The organism is Phyllobacterium sp. MT110, assembly GCF_058792715.1.
This window is the reverse complement of record NZ_JBXAFE010000001.1, coordinates 238987-261779: the sequence shown is the minus strand read 5'-3', so window position 1 is coordinate 261779 and position 22793 is coordinate 238987. Positions and strand designations below refer to the sequence as shown.

17 protein-coding genes are annotated in these 22793 nt (G+C 60.2%); 8 read left to right on the top strand and 9 right to left on the bottom strand.

Annotated elements, in window-relative coordinates; genetic code table 11:
• Nucleotides 1–4: 4 nt before the first annotated feature.
• The 6 genes from ppdK to AC1Q5O_RS01255 form a co-directional block, all read right to left on the bottom strand.
• The gene (ppdK, locus tag AC1Q5O_RS01280) at nt 5–2668 is read right to left on the bottom strand and encodes a pyruvate, phosphate dikinase (protein WP_492561645.1); all 2664 of its coding nucleotides are present in this window, start codon (nt 2666–2668) and stop codon (nt 5–7) included.
• A 174-nt stretch (nt 2669–2842) separates the two neighbouring features.
• Nucleotides 2843–6301: a chromosome segregation protein SMC gene (gene smc / locus AC1Q5O_RS01275; RefSeq protein ID WP_492561644.1), complete on the bottom strand. Its 3459-nt coding sequence runs from the start codon at nt 6299–6301 to the stop codon at nt 2843–2845.
• Between the two features lie 72 nt (nt 6302–6373).
• Entirely contained in the window at nt 6374–7087 is a 714-nt protein-coding gene (locus AC1Q5O_RS01270; RefSeq protein ID WP_223611515.1) for a DsbA family protein, read from the bottom strand.
• A 138-nt stretch (nt 7088–7225) separates the two neighbouring features.
• A complete protein-coding gene (locus AC1Q5O_RS01265) occupies nt 7226–7726 on the bottom strand; it encodes a DUF721 domain-containing protein (protein ID WP_492561643.1) in 501 nt (166 codons plus the stop codon).
• A 35-nt stretch (nt 7727–7761) separates the two neighbouring features.
• Nucleotides 7762–8736, bottom strand: a complete 975-nt coding sequence (locus tag AC1Q5O_RS01260; protein ID WP_492561642.1) for an SDR family NAD(P)-dependent oxidoreductase — start codon at nt 8734–8736, stop codon at nt 7762–7764.
• 26 nt (nt 8737–8762) lie between these two features.
• Nucleotides 8763–10073 carry an O-antigen ligase family protein gene (locus AC1Q5O_RS01255; protein WP_492561641.1) on the bottom strand — a complete coding sequence of 437 codons (1311 nt, stop codon included), beginning with the start codon at nt 10071–10073 and terminating at the stop codon, nt 8763–8765.
• 87 nt (nt 10074–10160) lie between these two features.
• Between AC1Q5O_RS01255 and mutY the strand changes: the two genes are divergently transcribed.
• Together mutY and AC1Q5O_RS01245 are read left to right on the top strand one after the other, a co-directional pair.
• Nucleotides 10161–11240, top strand: coding sequence for an A/G-specific adenine glycosylase (gene mutY, locus AC1Q5O_RS01250; RefSeq protein ID WP_492561640.1), 1080 nt, complete (start codon nt 10161–10163; stop codon nt 11238–11240).
• A complete protein-coding gene (locus tag AC1Q5O_RS01245; RefSeq protein ID WP_492561639.1) occupies nt 11237–11848 on the top strand; it encodes an HAD family hydrolase in 612 nt (203 codons plus the stop codon). Before mutY ends, AC1Q5O_RS01245 begins: the two co-directional genes overlap by 4 nt.
• Before the next feature lie 89 nt (nt 11849–11937).
• On the opposite strand, the gene AC1Q5O_RS01240 is transcribed toward AC1Q5O_RS01245, so the two are convergent.
• Complete coding sequence (locus AC1Q5O_RS01240) at nt 11938–13071, bottom strand: site-specific DNA-methyltransferase (protein ID WP_464662933.1); 1134 nt, start codon at nt 13069–13071, stop codon at nt 11938–11940.
• Between the two features lie 213 nt (nt 13072–13284).
• On the opposite strand from AC1Q5O_RS01240, the gene AC1Q5O_RS01235 reads away from it, so the two are divergent.
• Complete coding sequence (locus tag AC1Q5O_RS01235; RefSeq protein WP_492561638.1) at nt 13285–13971, top strand: HAD family hydrolase; 687 nt, start codon at nt 13285–13287, stop codon at nt 13969–13971.
• Between the two features lie 245 nt (nt 13972–14216).
• Here AC1Q5O_RS01235 and AC1Q5O_RS01230 read toward each other — a convergent pair whose 3' ends face one another.
• Nucleotides 14217–14810, bottom strand: coding sequence for a hypothetical protein (locus AC1Q5O_RS01230; protein ID WP_492561637.1), 594 nt, complete (start codon nt 14808–14810; stop codon nt 14217–14219).
• A 127-nt stretch (nt 14811–14937) separates the two neighbouring features.
• Here AC1Q5O_RS01230 and thrC point away from each other — a divergent pair, with 127 nt between their 5' ends.
• From thrC to AC1Q5O_RS01210, 4 genes are read left to right on the top strand one after another with little or no spacing between them, the layout of a single operon-like run.
• Nucleotides 14938–16335, top strand: a complete 1398-nt coding sequence (thrC, locus tag AC1Q5O_RS01225) for a threonine synthase (protein ID WP_492561636.1) — start codon at nt 14938–14940, stop codon at nt 16333–16335.
• Between the two features lie 10 nt (nt 16336–16345).
• Nucleotides 16346–17641, top strand: coding sequence for a M16 family metallopeptidase (locus tag AC1Q5O_RS01220; RefSeq protein ID WP_492561634.1), 1296 nt, complete (start codon nt 16346–16348; stop codon nt 17639–17641).
• A 20-nt stretch (nt 17642–17661) separates the two neighbouring features.
• Nucleotides 17662–18246, top strand: coding sequence for a GNAT family N-acetyltransferase (locus AC1Q5O_RS01215; protein ID WP_492561633.1), 585 nt, complete (start codon nt 17662–17664; stop codon nt 18244–18246).
• 35 nt (nt 18247–18281) lie between these two features.
• Nucleotides 18282–21161, top strand: coding sequence for an EAL domain-containing protein (locus AC1Q5O_RS01210; protein ID WP_223612378.1), 2880 nt, complete (start codon nt 18282–18284; stop codon nt 21159–21161).
• Between the two features lie 3 nt (nt 21162–21164).
• On the opposite strand, the gene AC1Q5O_RS01205 is transcribed toward AC1Q5O_RS01210, so the two are convergent.
• On the bottom strand, nt 21165–21767 hold the full coding sequence (locus AC1Q5O_RS01205) for a YqgE/AlgH family protein (protein ID WP_223611527.1): 603 nt from the start codon (nt 21765–21767) through the stop codon (nt 21165–21167).
• Between the two features lie 115 nt (nt 21768–21882).
• On the opposite strand from AC1Q5O_RS01205, the gene AC1Q5O_RS01200 reads away from it, so the two are divergent.
• On the top strand, nt 21883–22749 hold the full coding sequence (locus AC1Q5O_RS01200) for a protein-disulfide reductase DsbD domain-containing protein (protein WP_492561632.1): 867 nt from the start codon (nt 21883–21885) through the stop codon (nt 22747–22749).
• Nucleotides 22750–22793 lie beyond the last annotated feature (44 nt).

Genomic DNA, 22793 nt, shown 5'->3' with positions numbered 1-22793 from the left:
GGCGCTATTTTTGCTTGGCCGAGGCCTGTGCCGCCGCCAGGCGCGCGATCGGCACGCGGAACGGCGAGCAGGAGACATAGTCAAGGCCGGTTTCTTCGCAGAAGTGAATGGAAGCCGGATCGCCGCCATGTTCACCGCAGATGCCCAGCTTGATATCCGGTCGGGTTGTCTTGCCCTTTTCCACGGCAATGCGCACCAGTTCGCCGACGCCGTCCACATCAATGGAGACGAACGGATCCTGCTGGATGATACCCTTCATCTGATAGGTCATCAGGAAGGCGGATGCATCGTCGCGCGAAATACCGAAGGTTGTCTGCGTCAGATCGTTGGTGCCGAAGGAGAAGAACTCCGCCACCTCGGCAATCGAATGCGCACGTACCGCAGCGCGCGGCAGTTCGATCATCGTGCCGACGAGGTAATTGATCCTGATATCGGCTTCCTTCATCACGTCGGCGGCGACCGCATCGATGCGCGCCTTGACGAAATCAAGTTCGGCACGCAGGCCAACCAGCGGCACCATGATTTCCGGTTCGACCGGCGCGCCGGTGACTTCCGCCGCCTGCACAGCGGCTTCGAAAATCGCCCGCACCTGCATTTCGGCAATTTCCGGATAGGAAATGGCGAGGCGGCAGCCGCGATGGCCGAGCATCGGGTTGAATTCATGCAGGCTGTCGGTGCGCTCGCGCAGTTTCTCCGGGCTGACATTCATGACAGCAGCAACTTCCGCGATTTCCTCTTCCGTCTTCGGCAGGAATTCGTGCAGCGGCGGGTCAAGCAACCGGATCGTCACGGGAAGGCCGTTCATGATTTCGAACAGCTCCTTGAAATCGGCGCGCTGCATCGGCAACAGTTTGTCCAGCGCGGCGCGGCGGCCCTTCTCGCTGTCGGCCAGGATCATTTCGCGCATGGCGATGATGCGCTCGCCGTCAAAGAACATATGCTCGGTGCGGCAAAGACCGATGCCCTCGGCCCCGAACGAGCGCGCCATGCGCGCATCATTCGGCGTTTCGGCATTGGCACGCACCTTCATGCGGCGCGTCGTGTCGGCCCATTCCATGATCTTGGCAAAATCGCCGGAGAATTCCGGCTGCAGCATGGGAACGGCGCCCTTGAGCACCTGGCCGATACCGCCATCGATGGTGATGATGTCGCCCTTCTTCAAAAGCACGCCTGCGGCCAGCAGGGTTTCATTGCGGTAATCGACGCGCAGGGAACCCGCACCGGAGACGCAGGGCTTGCCCATGCCGCGCGCTACAACGGCCGCGTGGCTGGTCATGCCGCCGCGGGTGGTCAGGATGGCCTCGGCAGCGTGCATGCCGTGAATGTCTTCCGGGCTGGTTTCGATGCGCACGAGGATGGCCTTGCGGCCTTCCGACTTCAGCTGTTCGGCATCTTCCGACGAGAACACGATCTCACCCGTCGCCGCGCCCGGCGATGCTGGAAGCCCGCTGCCGATGACATTGCGCTTGGCCGAAGGATCAATCGTGGGATGCAGCAGCTGATCGAGCGAAGCCGGGTCAATACGCAAAACCGCTTCTTCCCGTGTGATCAGCCCTTCATTCGCCATTTCGACGGCGATCTTCAGCGCAGCCTTGGCGGTGCGCTTGCCGGACCGCGTCTGCAGCATCCACAGCTTGCCGTTCTCGATGGTGAATTCGAGATCCTGCATATCGGTGTAATGCTTTTCCAGTCGGTCCGACACGGCGCAGAATTCGGCAAAGGCGGCCGGCATCAGCTTTTCCAGCGACGGCTTGTCGGAACCGGCGGCAATGCGCGCGTCTTCCGTGATGTTCTGCGGCGTCCTGATGCCCGCAACCACGTCTTCGCCCTGGGCATTGACGAGAAACTCGCCATAGAGCTTCTTTTCACCGGTCGACGGATTGCGCGTGAAGGCAACGCCCGTTGCCGAACGCTCGCCCATATTGCCGAACACCATGGCCTGGATATTGACGGCCGTGCCCCAGCTTTCCGGGATGTTGTGCAGGCGGCGATAGGTGATGGCGCGCGTGTTCATCCAGCTGGAGAAAACAGCGCCGATCGCGCCCCAAAGCTGCTTTTCCGGGTCCTGCGGGAATGGCTCTTCCAGCTCTTCCTCGATCTTGGCCTTGTAAAGGTCGATGATGCCCTTCCAGTCGTCGGCCGAGAGCGCCGTATCGATCTCGACGCCGAGATTGGCCTTGGTATCCTCGAGGATTTCCTCGAAGACCGAATGGTCGAGCCCCATGACCACGTCGGAATACATCTGGATGAAACGGCGGTAGCTGTCATAGGCAAAGCGCGGATCGCCGGATTCGCGGGCGATGGCTTCCACGGTCTGATCATTGAGGCCGAGATTGAGCACGGTGTCCATCATGCCCGGCATGGAAGCGCGGGAGCCGGAACGCACGGACACCAGCAGCGGCTTGGACGGATCGCCGAAATCGCGGCCCGTCACCGCAGCAATGTGACCGAGCGCCTTCTTGGCATCAGCTTCGAGCGTATCGGGATAGCGGTGGCCATTCTCATAGAACCAGCTGCAGACCTCGGACGTGATGGTAAATCCGGGCGGGACCGGCAGCCCGAGCGCGCACATCTCGGCCAGATTGGCCCCCTTGCCGCCCAGAAGGTTGCGATCGCCGGCAGAGCCTTCCGCCTTGCCGTCCCCGAATGTGTAAACCCACTTCGCCATTGCAGCCTCCCATGCCGCCGTCCACGCGCCGCAAAGCGCTGAAGAAGGTCTATTCGATAGGTTCGCGAAGCACCACCAAAAAATGCTGCATTGCACCATTCAAATCGATTAGCAGAGTAAATCCGCGTTAATCTTTGAAATCCTTCGTCATTTCAAGCTTGAAGCAGTCTGGTATCAGCTCGCCTCGCGCAGCTGCTCGGCGGTCTGGAGATCGACCGACACCAGCTGGCTGACGCCCTGCTCGGCCATCGTGACACCGAAGAGACGGTTCATGCGCGCCATGGTGATCGGGTTGTGGGTGATGACGACAAACCGTGTTTCGGTGGATGCCGCCATCTCGTCCATCAGGTTGCAGAAGCGCTCGACATTGTGATCATCGAGCGGCGCATCCACCTCGTCCAGCACGCAGATCGGTGCCGGATTGGTCAGGAACACTGCAAAGATCAGCGCCATTGCGGTCAGGGCCTGCTCGCCGCCGGACAGCAGCGTCATGGTCTGCGGCTTCTTGCCGGGCGGGCGGGCAAGAATTTCAAGACCGGCTTCGAGCGGGTCTTCCGATTCAATCAATTGCAGCTCCGCCGTGCCGCCGCCGAACAGATGCGTGAACAGACGCTGGAACTGCGCATTCACCACCTCGAACGCGGCAAGCAGACGCTCGCGCCCCTCGCGATTGAGGCTCTGGATCGCCTGGCGCAGTTTCTTGACCGCCTCGATAATGTCTTCGCGCTCGCTGACAATCGCCTCGAGCCGCGCCGACAACTCTTCCTGCTCTTCCTCGGCCCGCAGGTTGACGGCACCGAGACGCTCGCGCTCGATCTTGAGCCGTTCCAGATTGCGGTCCGTCGCATCGACATCCGGCAAGGGATCGTTGGGGCCAAGGCCGGTCAGCTTCATTGCTTCGTGCGGCGCGCAGTTGAGAGCTTCGGCAATGCGTGTTTCGGCGTCATGGCGGCGTTCCTGCGCCGCGGCAAGACGCTCTTCCGACCGTGCCCGGCCTTCACGCGCCGTGGCCAGTGCCTGAATGGCATCGGTGGCAGCGCGGTCCAATTCCTGCTGACGCGCTTCCGCCACGGCCAGACGATCACCGGCCTCCTTGCGCAACGCTTCCGCTTGCGAGAGCTGCGACAGCAGCGCCCGGTTGCGTTCGGCAATTTCATCGGGCGCATCGACCAGATCGGCAAACTCTTCTTCCGCTTCCTGCCGCCGCTCGGTCAGGGATTCAATCTGGCGGTCGGCATTCAGCGCGCGGTCGTTCCAGCTCCTGCGTTCAAACCCGATGGACTCCAGGCGCCGCATGCGGTTCTCGGCCTCGCGGCGCAACCCTTCATGCACGGCACGTGCCTCGGCGAGCGCCGCCCGGTCGGTCATGACTTCTGCGGTCAGCTGGCTAAGGCGGATATTGACCTCTTCCAGATCCGGCGCGCGGGCCAGCCGGTCTTCTGCCTCAAGGAACTGTTCCTGTGTTTCTTCAAGCGTTTCGGCGAGGCGGGCCTTGCCCTCGTCCAAAGCGGCGCGGCGGCTGGAAAGCTGGCCTGCAGCCCGTTCGGCTGATGCAAGCGCCTCACGCGCATCGCTGACGGCGCGCTGCATGGCCCGCCAGTGATCGCGAGCCGTGCGTTCATTCTCGACCGATTGCCGCACGGCAGCTTCGGCCGCAGCGATCGCTGCTTCCGCCTCACGCAGGCGCTTCGTCGCTTCGACAACCTCGACGTCCAGCTCGGCCAGGCGGTTTTTCTGGGCCAGACGCTGTGCCGCCGGTGTCGGTGCATCGGCGCTTGCCGTATAGCCATCCCAGCGCCACAGCGCACCGGAACGGCTGACCAGTCGCTGACCCGGCTTCAACGATGCCTGAATGCGTGCGCCGTCCGCTTCGTCGACAATGCCGATCTGGGCAAGACGACGGGTCAGCTGGCGCGGCGCCTTGACCACACTGGCAAGGGTTTTCAGCCCGGCCGGCAGTGCGGGATCATCACCGGCACCGTCCACATCACCCCAGAAAACCGGGGCGCTGCGATCCAGCGGCGCGTCGAGATCTTCACCGAGCGCCGCGCCAAGGGCGATTTCAAACCCCTTTTCGACCTTTACCGCTTCGACAACAGCGGGAAACAGGTCCGACCCGCCGACATTGATCATCTTGGCCAAGGTGCGGGCTTCAGTCTCGATGCGGTTGAGATTGCTGCGCGCGTCCTGCACCGGCTGGCGCAACTGCGCTTCCGTGCGGCGCGCCGTCTCGACGGCCGCTTCCGCAGCCAGGGCGGCTTCCTCGGCCTGCTCGAGCGTTGCCTCGGCGGCTTCAACCAGCGCCTGCTTCTCGATGGGATCGGCAAGAGCCGCAATCTGCGCTGCTATCGCCGCGAGATCGCGTTCCACATCGCCCATCTGGCGGGCAAGGCGGTCGCGGCGCTCCGTGCTTTCGCGCAAATTGCGCTCGATCTGCGCCCGTTCGGCGGTGGCTTCGGCGCGTTCAGCAGTTACCTTGGCAAGGGCCGCTTCGCTTTCCCGGAGCTTGGCATCGGCGCGTTCAAAATCAGCGCGGGTTTCCAGTTCGTGTTCGCCGGCATTGGCGTTGTCCTGATTGAGCGAACGCTCTTCCGCATCGAGGCGCGCCAGAATATCGGCATTATCGCGCACCATCTGCTCTTCGCGGGCGATATCGGCGGTGAGCTGGGCCAGACGCTTTTCCAGTTCCGACTGGCGGGCCCGGATGCGCTGGGCCTCTTCCTCGATCTGCGAACGGGCGATGGTCAGGCGCTGCAGGGCCGCGGCAGCCTTGGCTTCCGCCTCACGCAGATCCGGCAGCTTGTGCGCGCCGATTGCCTGTTCCTTCGCCGCGTTCATCTGGACCTGAGCGAAATCCCCAACCCCTGATGTTGCGGCAGACAGAGCCGATTGCGCCTCGGCCTCTTGATTTTTGGCGACCGCCCACTTCAGATGCAGGAGGATCGCTTCGGAACGGCGGATATCCGCCGACAGGCTCTTGAAGCGATTGGCCTGGCGCGATTGCCGTTTCAGGCTCTCGATCTGGGTTTCCAGCTCGCCGACGACGTCTTCCAGCCGCTCCAGATTTTGTTCCGCTGCCCGCAGGCGCAGTTCCGCTTCGTGGCGGCGGGTGTGCAGGCCGGATATGCCGGCAGCTTCTTCGAGAAGTGCCCGGCGGGCCTGCGGCTTGGCCTGGATAAGTTCGCCAATGCGGCCCTGACCGACCATGGATGGCGACCGGGCGCCGGTCGACTGATCCGCGAACAGCAGCTGCACGTCCTTGGCGCGGGCATCCTTGCCGTTGATGCGGTAGACCGAGCCCGCCTCGCGTTCGATGCGGCGCGACACCTGCAGTTCATCGGCATCGTTGAAGGTTGCCGGGGCACTGCGATCATGATTGTCTAGAAAGAGCGTGACTTCGGCCGTATTGCGCGACGGGCGCGTGCCGGAGCCGGAGAAAATGACGTCATCCATGCCGGATGCGCGCATGTTCTTGTAGGAGCTTTCGCCCATGACCCAGCGCAGGGCTTCCACGAGATTGGACTTGCCGCAGCCATTGGGGCCGACAACGCCGGTCAATCCGCTTTCAATGACGAATTCGGCGGGTTCGACGAAGGATTTGAAACCGAGGAGGCGGAGTTTCGTGAAGCGCATCAGAGGCCCTTCCCGCACAAAACCGCAAGGGCGGACGCGGCAAGGCGTCCGCCTGAATTCAACAGGCAGCTATCAGAGTAGACCGTCGATAATCGCTGACATTTCGTCAACCGATAGGGCTCCTGCATATTTCGTGCCGTTGATGAAGAAGGTCGGCGTTGCATTGACGCCGAAATCCTTGGCTCCGCGGTCACGCGATGCATTCACATCATCCAGAAGTTTTTGGTTCGTCAAGCAAGCGTTGAACGACTCCTGTGTAAAACCGGCCAATTTGGAGATTTGCATCAAAGGTTCTACTGCATTTGCCGATGCGGCCCACTGTTCCTGCTGTTTGAACAGCACATCGACAAGCGGATAGTAGCGGTCTTCCGGCGCGCAGCGGGCGAGCATGAAGGCAGCGGCAGCGCGCGGATCGAACGGGAATTCGCGCAGGATGAGCTTGGCCTTGCCCGTGTCGATGTACTTTTCCTTGATCGTCGGCAGCGTGGCAACGGTGAAGTGGGCGCAATGCGGGCAGGTCATCGACGCGTATTCGACGATGGTGACGGGGGCATCGGCCTTGCCCAGCACGATATCCTTGAGAGGACCCTGCTCCATCAGCTTGGCCTGATCGACCTTTCCGGCGGATTCCGGAATCTTGACGTCGGCGGGCGTACCGGGCACCGGTGTCGCGGCGGGCTTGGCCGCATCTTCTGACCATGCCGGGTTGCCCGCAGTCACAGCGAGCGCCGCCGTCGATACGGCCGCGAGGGTCAGAATGTTTCGGCGTGTCAGCATGTCAGTCATAAGGATCACCTGTCTCCGGTGTTGATTATGCGTTGTTTGACTCCGTAGAGCCCTATGGCAGTCTCTTTAAGGCAGAGCTTGCCATCTGTCTTTGAATTTTTCGTGATCTGAACGGGATAAAATCAGGCAGAACGTGTTTCAGCGCTTGACCTTTTCCGCGTGGATGCTTTGCCCGAGCCGTTCCAGCGCCTCGCGCAGGCTATCGTCCTCGATGGCTTCGACGACGCGACTGATCTTCCCTCTGGTTGCCGCGTCGACCGGCGGCAATGCACGCCGCTTCGGCGCAGGCAGCGTGATGGCCTTCTGCTCGATCTTGATGCGGCCGACCGCGGCAAATCCGAGAAAGGCATTGACCCGGCTGATGATTTCACCGGTCTCGTGCTGGATGCGCATGGCGGTAAACCCCTGGCAGGCAATCACCAGTGTCGCCGGCTGGAACGGGTCGTCCTCATGCGCACGGCGCGGCCACAGCAGCTTCAGCGGGCGGGACTGGTCACCAAGAGCGGGGCCAACCACTTCTTCCCAAGCCTGAACAAGCTCTATCGTGATCCCGGCGCGCTTGCGCAAGACAGGATCGAGCACGCCCGATGCGGGATCGGCCAATGGCCGGAATCCCCTTTGCTTGCGGTCATCGCTCATGGTGCAAACTGCCTTGCATGTCCGGAATGGAAGCGTCAGCGGCCATTATAGCCGCGAAACCATTCGACAAACAGGGGAATACCCTCCTCCAGCGTCGTCTTCGGGCAGAAGCCGAGATCACGCGTGGCAAGGTCGATGTCGGCATAGGTCCGCTCGACATCCGCCGGCGGCATCGGCTCGAACTTTTTGACGGCTTCGCGTCCCACAGCCTGCTCGATGATTTCGATAAAGCGCAGCAAAGCCACCGGATTGTTGTTGCCGAGATTGTAGACCGGTGCAGTTTCCGCCGGATTGGACAGGATGCGGTTCACCGCACCAAGCACGCCGCTGACAATATCATCGATGAAGGTGAAATCGCGCGCCATCTTGCCGTGATTATAGACCTTAATCGGCTCGCCCTTTGAAATGGCGTCCGTGAACAGCCAGGGCGCCATGTCAGGACGGCCATAGGGGCCATAGACCGTGAAGAATCGCAGGCCCGTCGAAGCGACCTTGTGGACATGCGCATAGGAATAGGCCAGCAGTTCAGCAGAGCGCTTTGTCGCCGCATAGACGGACACCGGATTGTTGACCGGATCGCTCTCGGAAAACGGCACCTTGGTGTTGGCGCCGTAAACCGACGACGAGCTTGCATAGACGACCGGCGGCTGCTTCGGCATCACGCGCGCCTGTTCAAACACAGTCACCTGTCCCTGAACATTGGCATCGACATAGGCGGCGGGATTTTCCACGGAGTAGCGCACACCCGCCTGAGCCGCCAGATGCACGATGACATCCGCATCGGTGTCGCCGGCAATCGCGGCACGCAATTCCTCGGGCCTGGCAATATTGGCGCGGGCAAAACGGATATTGGACTGGCCATCGAGCGCCGACAGGCGCGTTTCCTTGAGGGCCACCTGATAGTAGTCATTGAGGTTGTCGATGGCGATGACCTCAAAGCCTTCCCTGGCGAGCCGCCTTGCCACGTGAAAGCCGATAAAGCCTGCCGCTCCGGTAACAATCGCTTTCATGTCAGAACTTTATCCCCAACCCATTATCATGCCGCTAGTGCGGCTTTGTCTTGTTCGGCGCGGTCCGCGATTTCCCTCACCGACAGATAGGGTGTCGAACCGGAAATCGTGCAAATGAGCAGCGTCACATAGATGAAGACCGCGTCGGTCGCGTCGTGCCCGAACATGATGCCAAACATTCCCGTGATCACATAGGCCGTCACGAGCAGCAAGGAAAGCGCCGTTGTCAAATCCCGCCCGGGTCCGGGTTCCTTCAGGCGCGCGGCGACGATGGGGGCCGACAGCAGCAGAAGCAGCGCCAGAACCCCCAGCACCCCGCCATCGACTGCCGCATTCAAAAAGCCGTTATGGACATGCGTGAACAGCATATACTTCTCGGGAGGCAGATCCAAAGCCCTGTTGACCGACTGCATGCGGTTTTGCGGGCCCTGTCCGACAAGCGGTGACGCGAGAAATGCCTTTTCAGCCCCGCTCCACAGCAGAAGCCGGGCACTCAGCGAGCTGATGTCGTTGGGATCTTCGTCCAGCCGCACGATGTCGGTCTGCAATGCGCTGTAGCGGTCCATGACCTTCGGGACTGCCGCAAGAGCCACGACCACGAGCAGGAGCGCCATCAATAATTTAACGGTTCGATTGATCGAGGGCAGCGTCTGGCCGCGCAGGTACCAGAACAGGATGGCGCAGTGAAACGGGATGACGAGCCAGGCCGACCGGGTGCCGGAAAGGAACACGCAGACCAGCCCGCAGGTGAAGCCTGCAACCGCAATCAGCCGTTCGGTTTTGCTTTGTGAGTGGACATTGAGCAGGGCGATGCTGCCGAACAGCACGGCGAACAGCCCGAAAACCGCTGCGTTGCCCGCACCGCCGGTGGCCCGGCTCTCATGCAGGAGCATCTGGACCACGCTGTAGATCAGGGCGCCGATCATTCCGATGCCCGCGCCGGTCACGAAGAACGGACCGATACGTCCGTCGAGACTCACCCTCAGCCTGGGGATAATGGCCCAGACCGCCAGGAACGGGATCATCTTCAAGAGATATTCAGCGCCCTTCGCCAGATTCGGGCTGAGAAGCACGACGAGAACCGTCACCAGGACATAGGCGGTAAAAATCCAGCCGATGATGCGGTCCTGGCGTGTCATCTGCCAGGGAAAGCGTCGCAGGATCAGGGAAATTATCGCCCAGAGGAAGGCGCAGACCAGCGTTACCGAGGTTCCGCTGACCAGCAGGCCGGGGAAAAGTGCAAACAGGAAAGTGAAGATGCGATTGTTGCGATCAATACCGACGAGACGCCCTTTTGTGGGTAGCAGCAGGGCGTTGGTCAACTGAGCTGGGAACATTTATGAATCCGAATGTTCTTGAATTTACTTTCGCAACCGTTTCATGAGAAATGTCACTTCACTTCCCTGTAAAGCAGTTTTGAATTGATGCAACCAATAACGAATGAACTGCTCGCCTGGTATGATAGCCATCATCGCATTTTACCCTGGCGCATAACGCCGGGGGATCACAAGTCCGGAATTGTAGCTAATCCCTACCGCATCTGGCTGTCGGAAATCATGCTTCAGCAGACGACGGTCGAGGCGGTAAAACCCTATTTCCTGACCTTCATACGCAAGTGGCCGACGGTCATGGACCTGGCTGCCGCCAGCCAGGATGACGTGATGCGCGCCTGGGCCGGGCTCGGCTATTATTCCCGGGCGCGCAACCTGAAAAAGTGCGCCGATATCGTGGCAGCGGACTTCGGCGGGCATTTCCCCGCCGATCTTGCCGGGCTCAAATCATTGCCGGGAATCGGCGACTATACGGCGGCGGCCATTGCATCCATTGCCTTCGGCATGCCGATTGCCGTTGTCGACGGCAATGTCGAGCGCGTCATCACGCGCCTCTATGCCCTGTCGACGCCCCTGCCCGCGGCAAAGCCCGAGATCCGGCGGCTGATGCAGCTGCTGACCCCCGACAAACGGCCGGGTGATTTTGCGCAGGCGATGATGGACCTTGGCGCAACCATCTGCACGCCCAAGCGGCCGGCCTGCGTGATCTGCCCCCTCAACGACAATTGCGAGGCCCTGAAAACCACGGACCCGGAGTTTTTCCCGGTGAAGGCGCCCAAAAAGGAAAAGCCAATCCGGCTGGGCGCGGCGTTCATCGCCGTTTCCACCAATGGTGAAGTCTATCTGCGCGGGCGCGCTCAAACGGGACTGCTTGGCGGCATGACCGAGGTGCCGACGACGGAGTGGACCGCCCGAATCGATGGCGAAACGGGTATCGATGCGGCTCCCTTTGATGCCGAATGGGTGCCCAGCGGCACGATAACCCATATTTTCACGCATTTTGAACTGCGCCTGACGATCTACGAGGCCCGGAACGTGCGCAAGCCGGCCGGCGGGAATGGCTGGTGGATCAGTGTGGAGAATCTGGACAATGAGGCATTGCCGACGGTGATGAAAAAAGCCATTGCTGCCGCAATACCGGATGCTTTCGAGAAAAGAAGGAAAGAGGCATGACACCCGTCAAACACATCGTTTTCGACATCGGACAGGTTCTTATTCACTATGATCCCGATGTTGCTCTCCGCAGTGTCATCCCGGATGCGGCCGAGCGCAAATGGTTCTTCGACAACGTCTGCACCCACGAGTGGAACATCGAACAGGACCGCGGCCGCAAATGGGCCGATGCCGAAGCGCTGCTGATCGCCGATTTTCCCGACCGCGAAAACCAGATCCGCGCCTTCCGGCAGAACTGGCACCAGATGATCACCCATAGCATCGACGACAGTGTCGTCATCATGCGCCAGCTGATCGCCGACGGGCACGATGTGACGATGCTGACGAATTTCGCCTCAGATACGCTGCGCGAAGCCTGGCAGCGTTTCCCATTCCTGACGGAAAGCCGCGGCGTGACCATCTCCGGCGATATCGGCCTGATCAAGCCTGACAAGGCGATCTATGACCATCACGTCGCAACATTCGGCGTGGATCCCGCCGCCACGCTTTTCATCGATGACAGCGCCAAGAATGTCGCCGGGGCGCAGGCCGCCGGATGGCAGTCGGTGCAGTTCATCGATCCGCAAACACTGCGCGCTGACCTCAACCGCCTCGGCATCCGCGTCTGATCCGCTGCACACAACGAAACGCCCAAGGTGAACCTTGGGCGTTCCGGGATCAGAGCGGTACTGGAGGTCTCGTCCGATCGGATTGGGATTTAAACGCCGGCGGAAACCATTCCGTCGCGGACCTGCTTACGCAGTTCGTCAATCGGCTTGAGCTTGCCGTCTTCCTCATAGTGCCAGAACGTCCAGCCGTTGCAGGCGTCAAAACCCTGCACCTTGGCGCCCATGCGGTGGATCGAACCCGCATCGCCATTGCTGGCAACGGTTCCGTCAGCGCGCACGATGGCCGCATGCCGCTGGCGAATGTCGCTCAAGACGACGCCGGGCTTCAAGAGCCCTGCTTCGACGATGCTGCCGAAGGCAACACGCGGCTCGGCCCGCTTGCCGGTCATCACCTTGAGTTCGGCGCCGCCCAGCTCCTCGACCGAGGCAATCCGGCTCATCGCCGCGTCGATGTATTTCTGTTCCCGTTCAACGCCGACAAAATGACGGCCCAGACGTTTGGCGACCGCGCCTGTTGTTCCCGACCCGAAGAATGGATCGAGAATGATGTCGCCGGGTTTGGACGAAGCCATGAGAATACGGGCCAGGAGGGCTTCCGGCTTCTGTGTCGGGTGGATCTTGTCGCCATTCTCATCTTTCAGACGCTCCGCACCGGTGCAAATGGGAAACAGCCAGTCGGACCGCATCTGCAAATCGTCATTGGCAGCCTTCATCGCTTCATAGTTGAAGGTGTAGCCCTTGCCCTTCTGGTCGCGCGACGCCCAGATCATGGTTTCATGCGCGTTCTGGAAACGGCGGCCACGGAAATTCGGCATGGGGTTGTTCTTGCGCCAGATGATGTCGTTGAGCATCCAGAATCCGAGATCCTGCATGGTGGCGCCAACGCGGAAGATATTGTGATAGGAGCCGATGACCCAGATGGTGCCGTTCGGCTTCAGGACGCGGCGGCAGGCAAGCAGCCAGGCGCGGGTGAAGGCATCATAGGCCTGGAAACTGTCGAACTGGTCCCAATGATCATCAACAGCATCGACCTTTGACTGGTCCGGGCGATGCAGATCGCCGTCAAGCTGCAGATTGTAGGGCGGATCGGCAAAGATGACATCGATCGAATGATCGGGCAAACGATTGAGGGCGGCAACACAGTCGCCTTTGAGGATCGTGTCGAGCCAGGAGGATTGCGGCGCAGCCTGGGGCAGGTCATTGACGAGACGAACAACGGACATGGGATACTCGATTACTGGAGACGCGTTACTGAACTGACCTTATGGTTACCGAGCAGGGTAAACATCGCGTTAAAGCCGACCGATATCCGTGAATGAAAACAATGCGCTTTTCTTTGACGCATCGCCAATAAGAGTGTAGTCGATGCCGGTAATCCCCCAGACTTGACCCAAAGCTGCGCGATGCAGCCATTTTTCACGAACAGGTATGACGTAATGGAACCCCAGCTGATTATTTTCGACTGCGATGGCGTGCTCGTCGATTCAGAGATATTGGCCGCCGAAGTCGAATCGAAACTGTTGACGGAGTCGGGCTATCCGATTGAGGCCGAGGCCATTGCCGAGCGCTTTGCCGGACTGACCTGGACCGACATCCTCATTCAGGTGGAGAAAGAATCGGGTGTCCCGATTTCCGCGTCGCTGATCGAGGAATCCGCCCGTCAGATGGACCACAAGCTGCGCCATGAACTGAATGTCATCGAGGGTATCGAACCGGTCGTCGCCGCGCTCAAATACCCCAAATGCATTGCCTCGAACTCGACCAGCGCTTCGTTGAAGATGATGCTGGAGCAAAGCTCGCTTTACGAACTCTTCGCTCCCAATATTTTCTCGGCGCGCGAAGTGGGAACCCGGAAATCAAAGCCGGCGCCGGATGTCTACATCTACGCCGCCAAGCATTTCAACGTCGATCCTGCCCGCTGCATCGTGATCGAAGACTCCGCGCACGGCGTGCATGCGGCAGTGACCGCCGGCATGCGAGTTATCGGCTTTACCGGCGGCGCCCATACCTATCCGGGCCACGCGGACAAGCTGACCGATGCCGGCGCTGAAACCGTCATCAGCCGCCACCGCGACCTCCACGCCGTTATCGAGGCCATGGCCGTCTGGTCCGAAGCCGTCTAGGATCGAACCGAGCAAGCTGAAATAGCAGCAATGCTGTGGTGCGTGGTTCGACAAGCTCACCATGAGGAGGGTAAGGGTTGCAGGGAGCACTATTCTGCAACCTTAGCGATTGGCATTGCAGCCAAACCACTTCCCTCATGGTGAGCTTGTCGAACCACGCACCACAGATTTCTGCCATTCAAACAAAACAAAAGGCACCGCCAAGCGGTGCCTTTTTCATAAAGCCGGCTGCGCCAGCCTTATTCTCACTTCTTCTTTTTTGTCTTGGTCTTTGCCTGGGAATCATCCGGGCCTTCGTCGAATCCGACGAAGACCTGAATGTCCTTCGCCGTCGGCGTCGGGAAGCTGACATTGGGATCGTTGAAAATGAACTGCGATGCGGCCGAGGTATCGGTCGCCGAAATCGGCTGCCGGTAGAGCTTGGAATACAGCACATTCGATCCCTGCATGACAGCAACACGGATCGGCATGGTCAGCGTGCCGGGGCTGAATTTCGGGCCGGGAACGACCTTGCCGGAAATGGCGACATTCATCCCGAGCGCGCCGCCGTTGCGCTGGCAGGAGCGCGTCTCGTCGGCGATCGATGCCTGATAGATCAGGTTTTCCGGTGCCTTTGGCGCCTTGCCGTAATTGTTGAAGATTGCTGTTCCCTCACGGATCGTCACCGGCGGGCAATAGGCGGTCAGTTCTGTTGCGGTGATACGCGCCTGTGCTTCCTGTACTGCCGGATCCTTCGATGCATCCTTGGCACCGCTGGTGGAGCATCCCGCAAGACCCACAGCGAAAATCATGCCGCAAAGTTGATAGAAGGGCAGAGATTTATGTGTTTCTGACTTCATGAACTGAACTTTCCTTGACGAACGGACCTGTTCTATACCAACGGTGAGGTAAGAATGCGACGGTGCTTTCCAGCTTTCTGCCACAGGAGTTGGCTGGCTCGCAAGCGCGGTACAAAAGGCGAATGATATGAAATATGCAAGCACTCGCGGAGAAGCGCCGGTTTTGGGCTTTTCCGATGCCCTTCTGGCTGGTCTGGCGCGCGATGGCGGCCTTTATCTGCCTCAGGAGTTTCCACAGTTTTCCCCTGAAGAGATTCGCGCCTTGCGCGGCAAGAGCTACGAAGAGGTGGCAATCCGCGTCCTCACCCCGTTCATTGCCGGCGATATCGATCAGGCGGATTTCGAGCGCATGGTGCATGAAGCCTATGCAACGTTCCGCCACAAGGCGGTCTGCCCGCTGATCCAGACCGGCCACAACGAATTCGTCCTTGAGCTTTTCCATGGCCCCACCCTTGCATTCAAGGATGTCGCCATGCAGCTGCTCGCCCGGCTGATGGACTACATCCTTGCCAAACGCGACCAGCGCGCGACCATTGTCGGCGCCACATCAGGCGACACGGGCGGCGCGGCCATCGAAGCCTTCGCCAATCGTGACCGCACGGATATCTTCATCCTGTTCCCGCATAACCGCGTCTCGCCGGTGCAGCAGCGGCAGATGACGACATCGGCAGCGTCCAACGTGCATGCCCTGGCCATCGAGGGCAACTTCGACGACTGCCAGTCGCTGGTCAAAGGCATGTTCAACGACCTGAACTTCCGCGACTCCCTTTCGTTGTCGGGCGTCAATTCGATCAACTGGGCGCGCATCATGCCGCAGATCGTTTATTACTTCACCGCGGCGGTTGCCCTCGGCAGTCCGGACCGGCCGGTTTCCTTCACGGTCCCGACCGGCAATTTCGGCGATATTTTTGCCGGCTATGTCGCCAAGCGCATGGGGCTTCCCATCGACCGGCTGGTGATCGCAACCAACGATAACGATATTTTGACCCGGACAATCGAGACGGGAAAATACGAAACACGCGGCGTCTTCCACACCACGTCGCCGTCCATGGACATTCAGGTTTCGTCGAATTTCGAACGCCTGCTGTTCGAGGCGCATGGCCGCGATGCCGCAGCGGTTCGCCGCCTGATGGACGGCCTGAAGCAGTCCGGCAGCTTTACCATTGCCGACGCGCCGCTTGCGAAAATCCGCGGCGAATTCGACGCGGGGCGCTCAACCACTGCGGATACCGCGCTTGTGATCAAGGATGTTCTGGCACAATCGGGCTACCTGCTCGATCCGCATTCCGCCATCGGCCTGAAGGTCGCACGCGAAAAAGTCGGGACCGGCGTACCCAGCATTGTTCTCGCGACGGCGCATCCGGCCAAATTTCCCGATGCGGTGGAAGCCGCAAGCGGCGTTCATCCGGCGCTTCCGCTCTGGCTCGGCGACCTCATGCAGCGAAAAGAACAGTATACGGTACTTCCCAATGACCTTAGAAATGTGGAAGAGTATGTCAGCCGACGTTCAAGAGCGGCAAGGTAAGGAGCATTGAATGGGCGTTGAAATCAGTCGCCTCTCCAACGGTCTGACGATTGCGACAGAGACAATGCCGCATGTGGAGAGTGTAGCCCTTGGCATCTGGGTCAAGGCAGGATCACGTAACGAGGCGAGCAATCAGCACGGTATTGCCCATCTTCTGGAACATATGGCCTTCAAGGGAACGGAAAATCGCTCCGCCTGGAAAATAGCCGCCGATATCGAGGATGTGGGCGGCGAGATCAACGCCGCCACCAGTGTTGAAACGACATCCTTCTATGCCCGCGTCCTGCGCGATGACATGCCGCTGGCCATCGATATTCTCGCCGATATTCTCAACAGCTCCAAATTTGACGCGGAAGAGCTGGAACGCGAGAAAAACGTGATCATGCAGGAGATCGGCGCGGCGCATGACACGCCCGACGACGTGGTCTTCGACCGCTTCACCGAAACCGCCTTCCGCAATCAGACGATCGGGCGCACCATTCTCGGCACGCCGGAAACCGTCCAGTCCTTTTCATCGGCCGATCTGCGCCGCTACATGGATGACCAGTACAGCGCCGAGCGCATGGTTGTTGTCGCGGCCGGCGGCGTCAAGCACGACGACTTCGTCCGGGAAGTGGAAAGCCGCCTTGGCTCTTTCCGGGCAAAGACAACGGCGCCGGAACCCGATGTCGCCCATTATGTCGGCGGAGACTTCCGCGAGCAGCGCGACCTGATGGATGCGCAGGTCGTTCTCGGCTTCGAGGGCCGCGCCTATCACGTGCGCGATTTCTATGCTTCGCAGCTCCTTGCCATGATTCTTGGCGGCGGCATGTCCTCGCGGCTGTTTCAGGAAGTGCGGGAAAAGCGCGGGCTGTGCTATTCGGTCTATGCCTTCCATTGGGGTTTCTCCGACACCGGCGTTTTCGGTATCCATGCCGCGACCGGACGCAGTCACCTGAAAAAGCTCATCCCCGTCATCATCAACGAACTGCACGAAGCGGCCCGCAACATCGGGCAGGACGAATTGAACCGCGCGCGGGCGCAGTACCGCGCCAGCCTGCTGATGTCGCATGAGAGCGCGGCAAGCCGCGCCGGGCAGATTGCCCGCCAGATGCTGCTCTACGGCCATGCCGTTTCCACCGAGGAACTGGTGGAGCGCCTGTCCAAGATCACCACGGAACGCCTGACCGATCTTGCCGGGCGGCTGTTCATCGACGCATCGCCGACTTTGGCTGCCGTTGGTCCAATCGCCCCCTTGATGAAGTTCCCTGATATTCGACATGGGCTGGCAACGGCAACGCCGAGCCCACGAAAAATAGCGGTCTAGAGCGTCAACGGCACATCGCCATGATCGCCCTGCCCTTCCTGAAAAGCGCTTCGCCCTTGCTGCAGGGCGAACGGCTTTATCTGCGCCCTCCACAGGTTTCCGATTATCGGGCCTGGGCAAATTTGCGCGCAACGAGCCGGGATTTCCTTGCACCATGGGAACCGCTGTGGGCCGATGACGATCTGGAACGCAGCGCATTCCGCCACCGGATTCGGCACTATGATGACGAGTCGGCGGCGGGAACGGCGCATCCCTTCTTTCTTTTCCACAATTCAGATTCCCGCCTTCTCGGCGGCATCACGCTTGGCAACATCCGGCGGGGTGTCGGCCAAAACGGCATGATTGGTTACTGGATGGGTGCGCCCTATGCCGGTCAGGGCTATATGAGCGAAGCGCTGCGCCTGCTGATATCCCACGCTTTTACGAAAGTCCGGTTGCACCGTCTGGAAGCCGCCTGTATTCCAAGCAATGAAAGATCGATCCGCCTTCTCGAAAAAGCCGGATTTCAGAGGGAAGGACTGCTACGCTCCTACCTGAAAATAAATGGTACGTGGCAAGACCATCTGCTCTTCTCGCTCATAGAAGACGATGTGCGCGCCAAATAACAAAGGTTGAATTCGTGGCATCATTGACCGGACACATGCTGAAAGGCCTATCGAGGATTTTTGTCCTCCTCTTTTTGATGATGTCCATGCTGTCGGCTGCCAGCGCCTTTGAAACCATCAAGATCACCAAGGAAAGCACCGCACTCGATCTGTCCAAGGCCGTGGAGATTTACCGAAACCAGGGCGAGACCTTCCAGATTTCCACGGCGCCTGGCACCGACGGCATTGTCCGCCGCATCGAGGTGCAGGCCAATGATAGCCGTTCCACCGGCGACTGGGCGGCCTTCTCGCTGGCCAATCCCACCGATGAACAGATCGACCGCCTGATCGTCGCTCCGCATTTCCGCCTGGTCGGATCGGGTTTCATCTGGCCGGATCTCGGCTCGACGCGCATCACCTCCATCACCCCCAGTGAGGGCTTTGCCCTCGACAGACAGGCCAGCGAAGACGCCGACATTTTCCTGGTCACGCTCAATCCGGGTTCGGTCATCACCTTCGTCGCCGAGCTCGCCTCGCCCAACCTGCCGCAGGTCTATGTGTGGGAGCCGAACGCCTACAAGGACACGGTCAATTCCTACACGCTTTACCGCGGCATCCTGCTCGGTATTGCCGGTCTTCTCGCGCTGTTCCTGACCATTCTTTTTGTCGTCAAGGGAACATCGCTCTTTCCCGCGACCGCCGCCATGGCCTGGGCGGTTCTTGCCTATATCTGCGTGGATTTCGGCTTCTGGAACAAGCTGATCGAGATCACGCCCGGCAATGAACAGGTCTGGCGGGCGGGCACCGAAGTGGCGCTTGCGGCGACACTGGTGATCTTTCTCTTCACCTACCTCAATCTCAACCGATGGCACGACAATTTCAGCTACGGCGCGCTGACCTGGATTCTGGGTCTCGGTATTCTCTCCGGCGTGGCCATCTTCGATCCGCCCATCGCGTCCGGCATTGCGCGCTTTTCCTTTGCCCTGACGGTCATTGCCGGCATCGTCCTCATCGGCTTCTTTTCATTCCGAAGTTATGACCGGGCGATCATGCTCATACCGACCTGGCTGCTCCTGCTTGTCTGGCTGCTGGGAAGCTGGCTGACCGTCTCCGGCATTCTTGCCAATGACATCGTCCAGCCGGCGCTCGGCGGCGGCCTCGTGCTGATCGTCCTGCTCATCGGGTTCACGGTGATGCAGCACGCCTTTTCCGGCGGCGCCCTGCAGCAGGGGCTGTTCTCCGACGTGGAGCGGCAGGCGCTGGCCATCATCGGTTCCGGCGACATCGTCTGGGACTGGGACGTGCCGCGCGACCGCGTTGTCACGACGCCGGACCTTACCAATTTCCTCGGCGCTTCGGCGAGTTCGCTGCATGGCGCCGTGCGCAACTGGCTGCCAACGCTGCATGCCGATGACCGCGACCGTTTCCGCACCACACTCGACGTCATTCTGGAAAACCGCCGCGGCCGCATCTCGCAGACCTTCCGCCTGCGCGCCAATGACGGCCACTACTACTGGTACACGCTGAAAGCCCGCCCGGTGATCGGTTCCGACGGTGAGATTGTCCGCTGCGTCGGCACCCTCATCGATGTGACCGAGCAGAAAAAGGCCGAAGAGCGCCTGCTGCACGATGCGGTCCACGACAATCTGACCGGCCTGCCCAACCGTGAACTGTTCCTCGACCGCCTCGGCTCCGTCATCACCATGGCGCAGACCGAAAGCAAGATCCGCCCGACCGTGTTCATCATCGATATCGACCGCTTCAAGCAGGTCAATGACGGGCTCGGCATGTCGGCAGGCGATACGTTCCTTCTGACCGTCTCGCGGCGCCTGCATCGCCTTTTGCGGCCGCAGGACACGTTGAGCCGTCTCTCCGCCGATCAGTTCGGCCTGATCCTGGTATCGGAAGTCGAGCCGGCGCGCATCGCCGCCTTTGCCGAAGCCGTCAAACAGGCCATCCGCGCGCCCATTGCCTTCGCCAAGCGCGAAATCGTCCTGACCGCATCGCTTGGCCTGATCACCTGGACCAGCGGCAGCACGGCCTCTCCGGAAGACCTCGTGAAGGACGCCGAGCTTGCCATGTTCCAGGCGAAACGCTTTGGCGGCGACCGGATCGAACCCTTCCGTCCGGCGTTCCGTGCGGTGGGCAGCGACAAGCTGCAGCTCGAATCCGACCTGCGCCGCGCGCTCGAACGCCACGAAATCCACATTGCCTATCAGCCGATCGTGCGGTTGGAGGACAACACCATTGCCGGTTTTGAAGCCCTGATGCGCTGGGATCACCCGCGCCGCGGCTCGATACCGCCATCCGAATTCATCCCGATTGCCGAAAGCTCGGGGCTGATCGTGCAGCTTGGCCTGTTCGTCATGCAGCATGCGGCGGAAGACCTGGTCAATTGGCAGCGCACCATCGGCGCCACGCCGCTGTTTGTCTCGGTGAACATATCGAGCAGCCAGCTGATCCGTCAGGATCTCATCGACGATGTGCGCTCGGTGCTGACCCAGACACAGATCGATCCGGCCAGCCTGAAACTGGAACTGACGGAATCCCTGATGATGGAGAATCCCGAGCGGTCCGCCCATGTTCTCTCCAGCATCAAGGCCATGGGCGTCGGTGTATCGCTGGATGATTTCGGAACGGGCTATTCGTCCCTCTCCTACCTCACCTCGTTCCCCTTCGACATGATCAAGATCGACCGGTCATTCCTCAAGGCCGAACAGCCGCAGAAAGTCACGCTGCTGCGCTCGATGATCAGCATGGCGCATGACCTCGGACTGTCGGTTGTGACGGAAGGCATCGAGAATGAGAGCGACGCGCTGCAATTGCGTCAGATGGGCTGCGAATATGCCCAGAGCTTCATGTTCAGCCCGCCGCTGACGCTCGATGTCGCGACAAAGCTGCTGCGCGAGCAGTTCCAGCAGTCAAAGGCATCGTAGGGGTCAGGCGTGGCCGGCGACGGTGGCGAGGCGTGACGGGTCAACGCCCATATGCGCCAGCAAGCGGTCGTACTTGCTCTCGAGGTCGGTGTCGAACAGCAGTTCCTGCGGCGCGCGGCAGGTAAGCCAGCCATTGTTGGCGATCTCGTTTTCAAGCTGTCCCGCCGCCCAGCCGGAATAACCCAGGGTCATCAGGGCGCAGCGCGGGCCGCGGCCGCCGGATATGGCGCGCAGAATATCCACCGTGCCTGTCAGGCAAATCTCTTCCGAAACCGGCATGGTGGAATCCGTCAGATAATCGTCGGAATGCAGGACAAAGCCGCGGCGCATCTCCACCGGTCCGCCATTGCGCACGATGAAATCGCGGGTGCAGTCAGGCAGCATGATGGCCTGATGTTCATCGAGAACGCCGAGCTGCACGAGAATGTCGGAGAATTCCATCTCCTGTGGGCGATTGATGATCAGCCCCATGGCACCCTTTTCCGAGTGCGCACAGACGTAGATAACCGAACGCGCGAAGCGGCTGTCGTCCATTCCCGGCATCGCCAGAAGGAATTGACCATTCAGAAATCCGGTCTCTTTGTTCGCCGTTCTGAAAATATCCATCGAATAAAGGTATCAAGGATTGCGCAAATGACAACGGTTTTGAACGAGGAATTGTAAAAGAGCCGCAATCCATGCGCGTTCGCGCAGGATATAACGCGCGCCTCACATAGAAATGATGAGCAAATTCCGTGACATCCTTGATAAGGCCGAAAAGGCCTGCAATGGTCCGCGCATGAACACGAACATGCCCATTTTTCTTGCTGCAGCGTTGACTGTTGCGGCTTTTGCCTCGCCGTCGCAGGCTGGAACCTCCGAGTGGACAAAGACACCCGGCGGCAGCGTCCGGCTGATTGTCGACAATCCCCAGAAGGGCGTGAGCGAGGTACACGGCGCGGTACAGATCAATCTTGATCCGGGCTGGAAAACCTATTGGCGCGAGCCCGGCGATGCCGGTGTGCCGCCGGAACTCGCACTCTCCCAGGAGGGCAACATCAAGAGCTATTCGCTCGGGTTCCCTGCGCCACACCGGTTTGAGGACGGCACTTCGAAGTGGTCAGGATACAAGAAATCCGTGGCGCTGCCGGTTATCCTGACACTCGCCGACCCCTCCAAACCCGCTCAGTTCAAGGGCCATGCGTTTCTCGGCATCTGCGAGGCGATCTGCATTCCCGTCACCGCCGAATTCGATATTTCCATCGACAACAGCCCGTCGGACGCGCTGACGAAAACGCTTGTCAGCGATGCATTTGCCGCCCTGCCCGACAAGGCATCGGCTTCGTTCGGCGTGAAAAGTGCCGTGCGCCGGGATGATCATGTCAAGGTTACCGTTCAGCTGCCGACGGATCAGCCGCAGACCGACCTCTTCGTTGCCGGCGAGGGCGGCGTGACGTTCGGCATGGCGAAACTGAAAAGCCGCGAGGCGGCAACCGCCGTGTTCTCGGTGCCGGTTCTCACCGGCAAGGACAAGAAGGCCGTGACGCTGAACTACACCCTGGTCCAGGGCGAGAAGGCGGTTTCAGGCAAGCTTGAGGCACAGGAATAGCACCGGTCTACTCTCGACTTTTGGTCATGCACGCCCTATCTGCA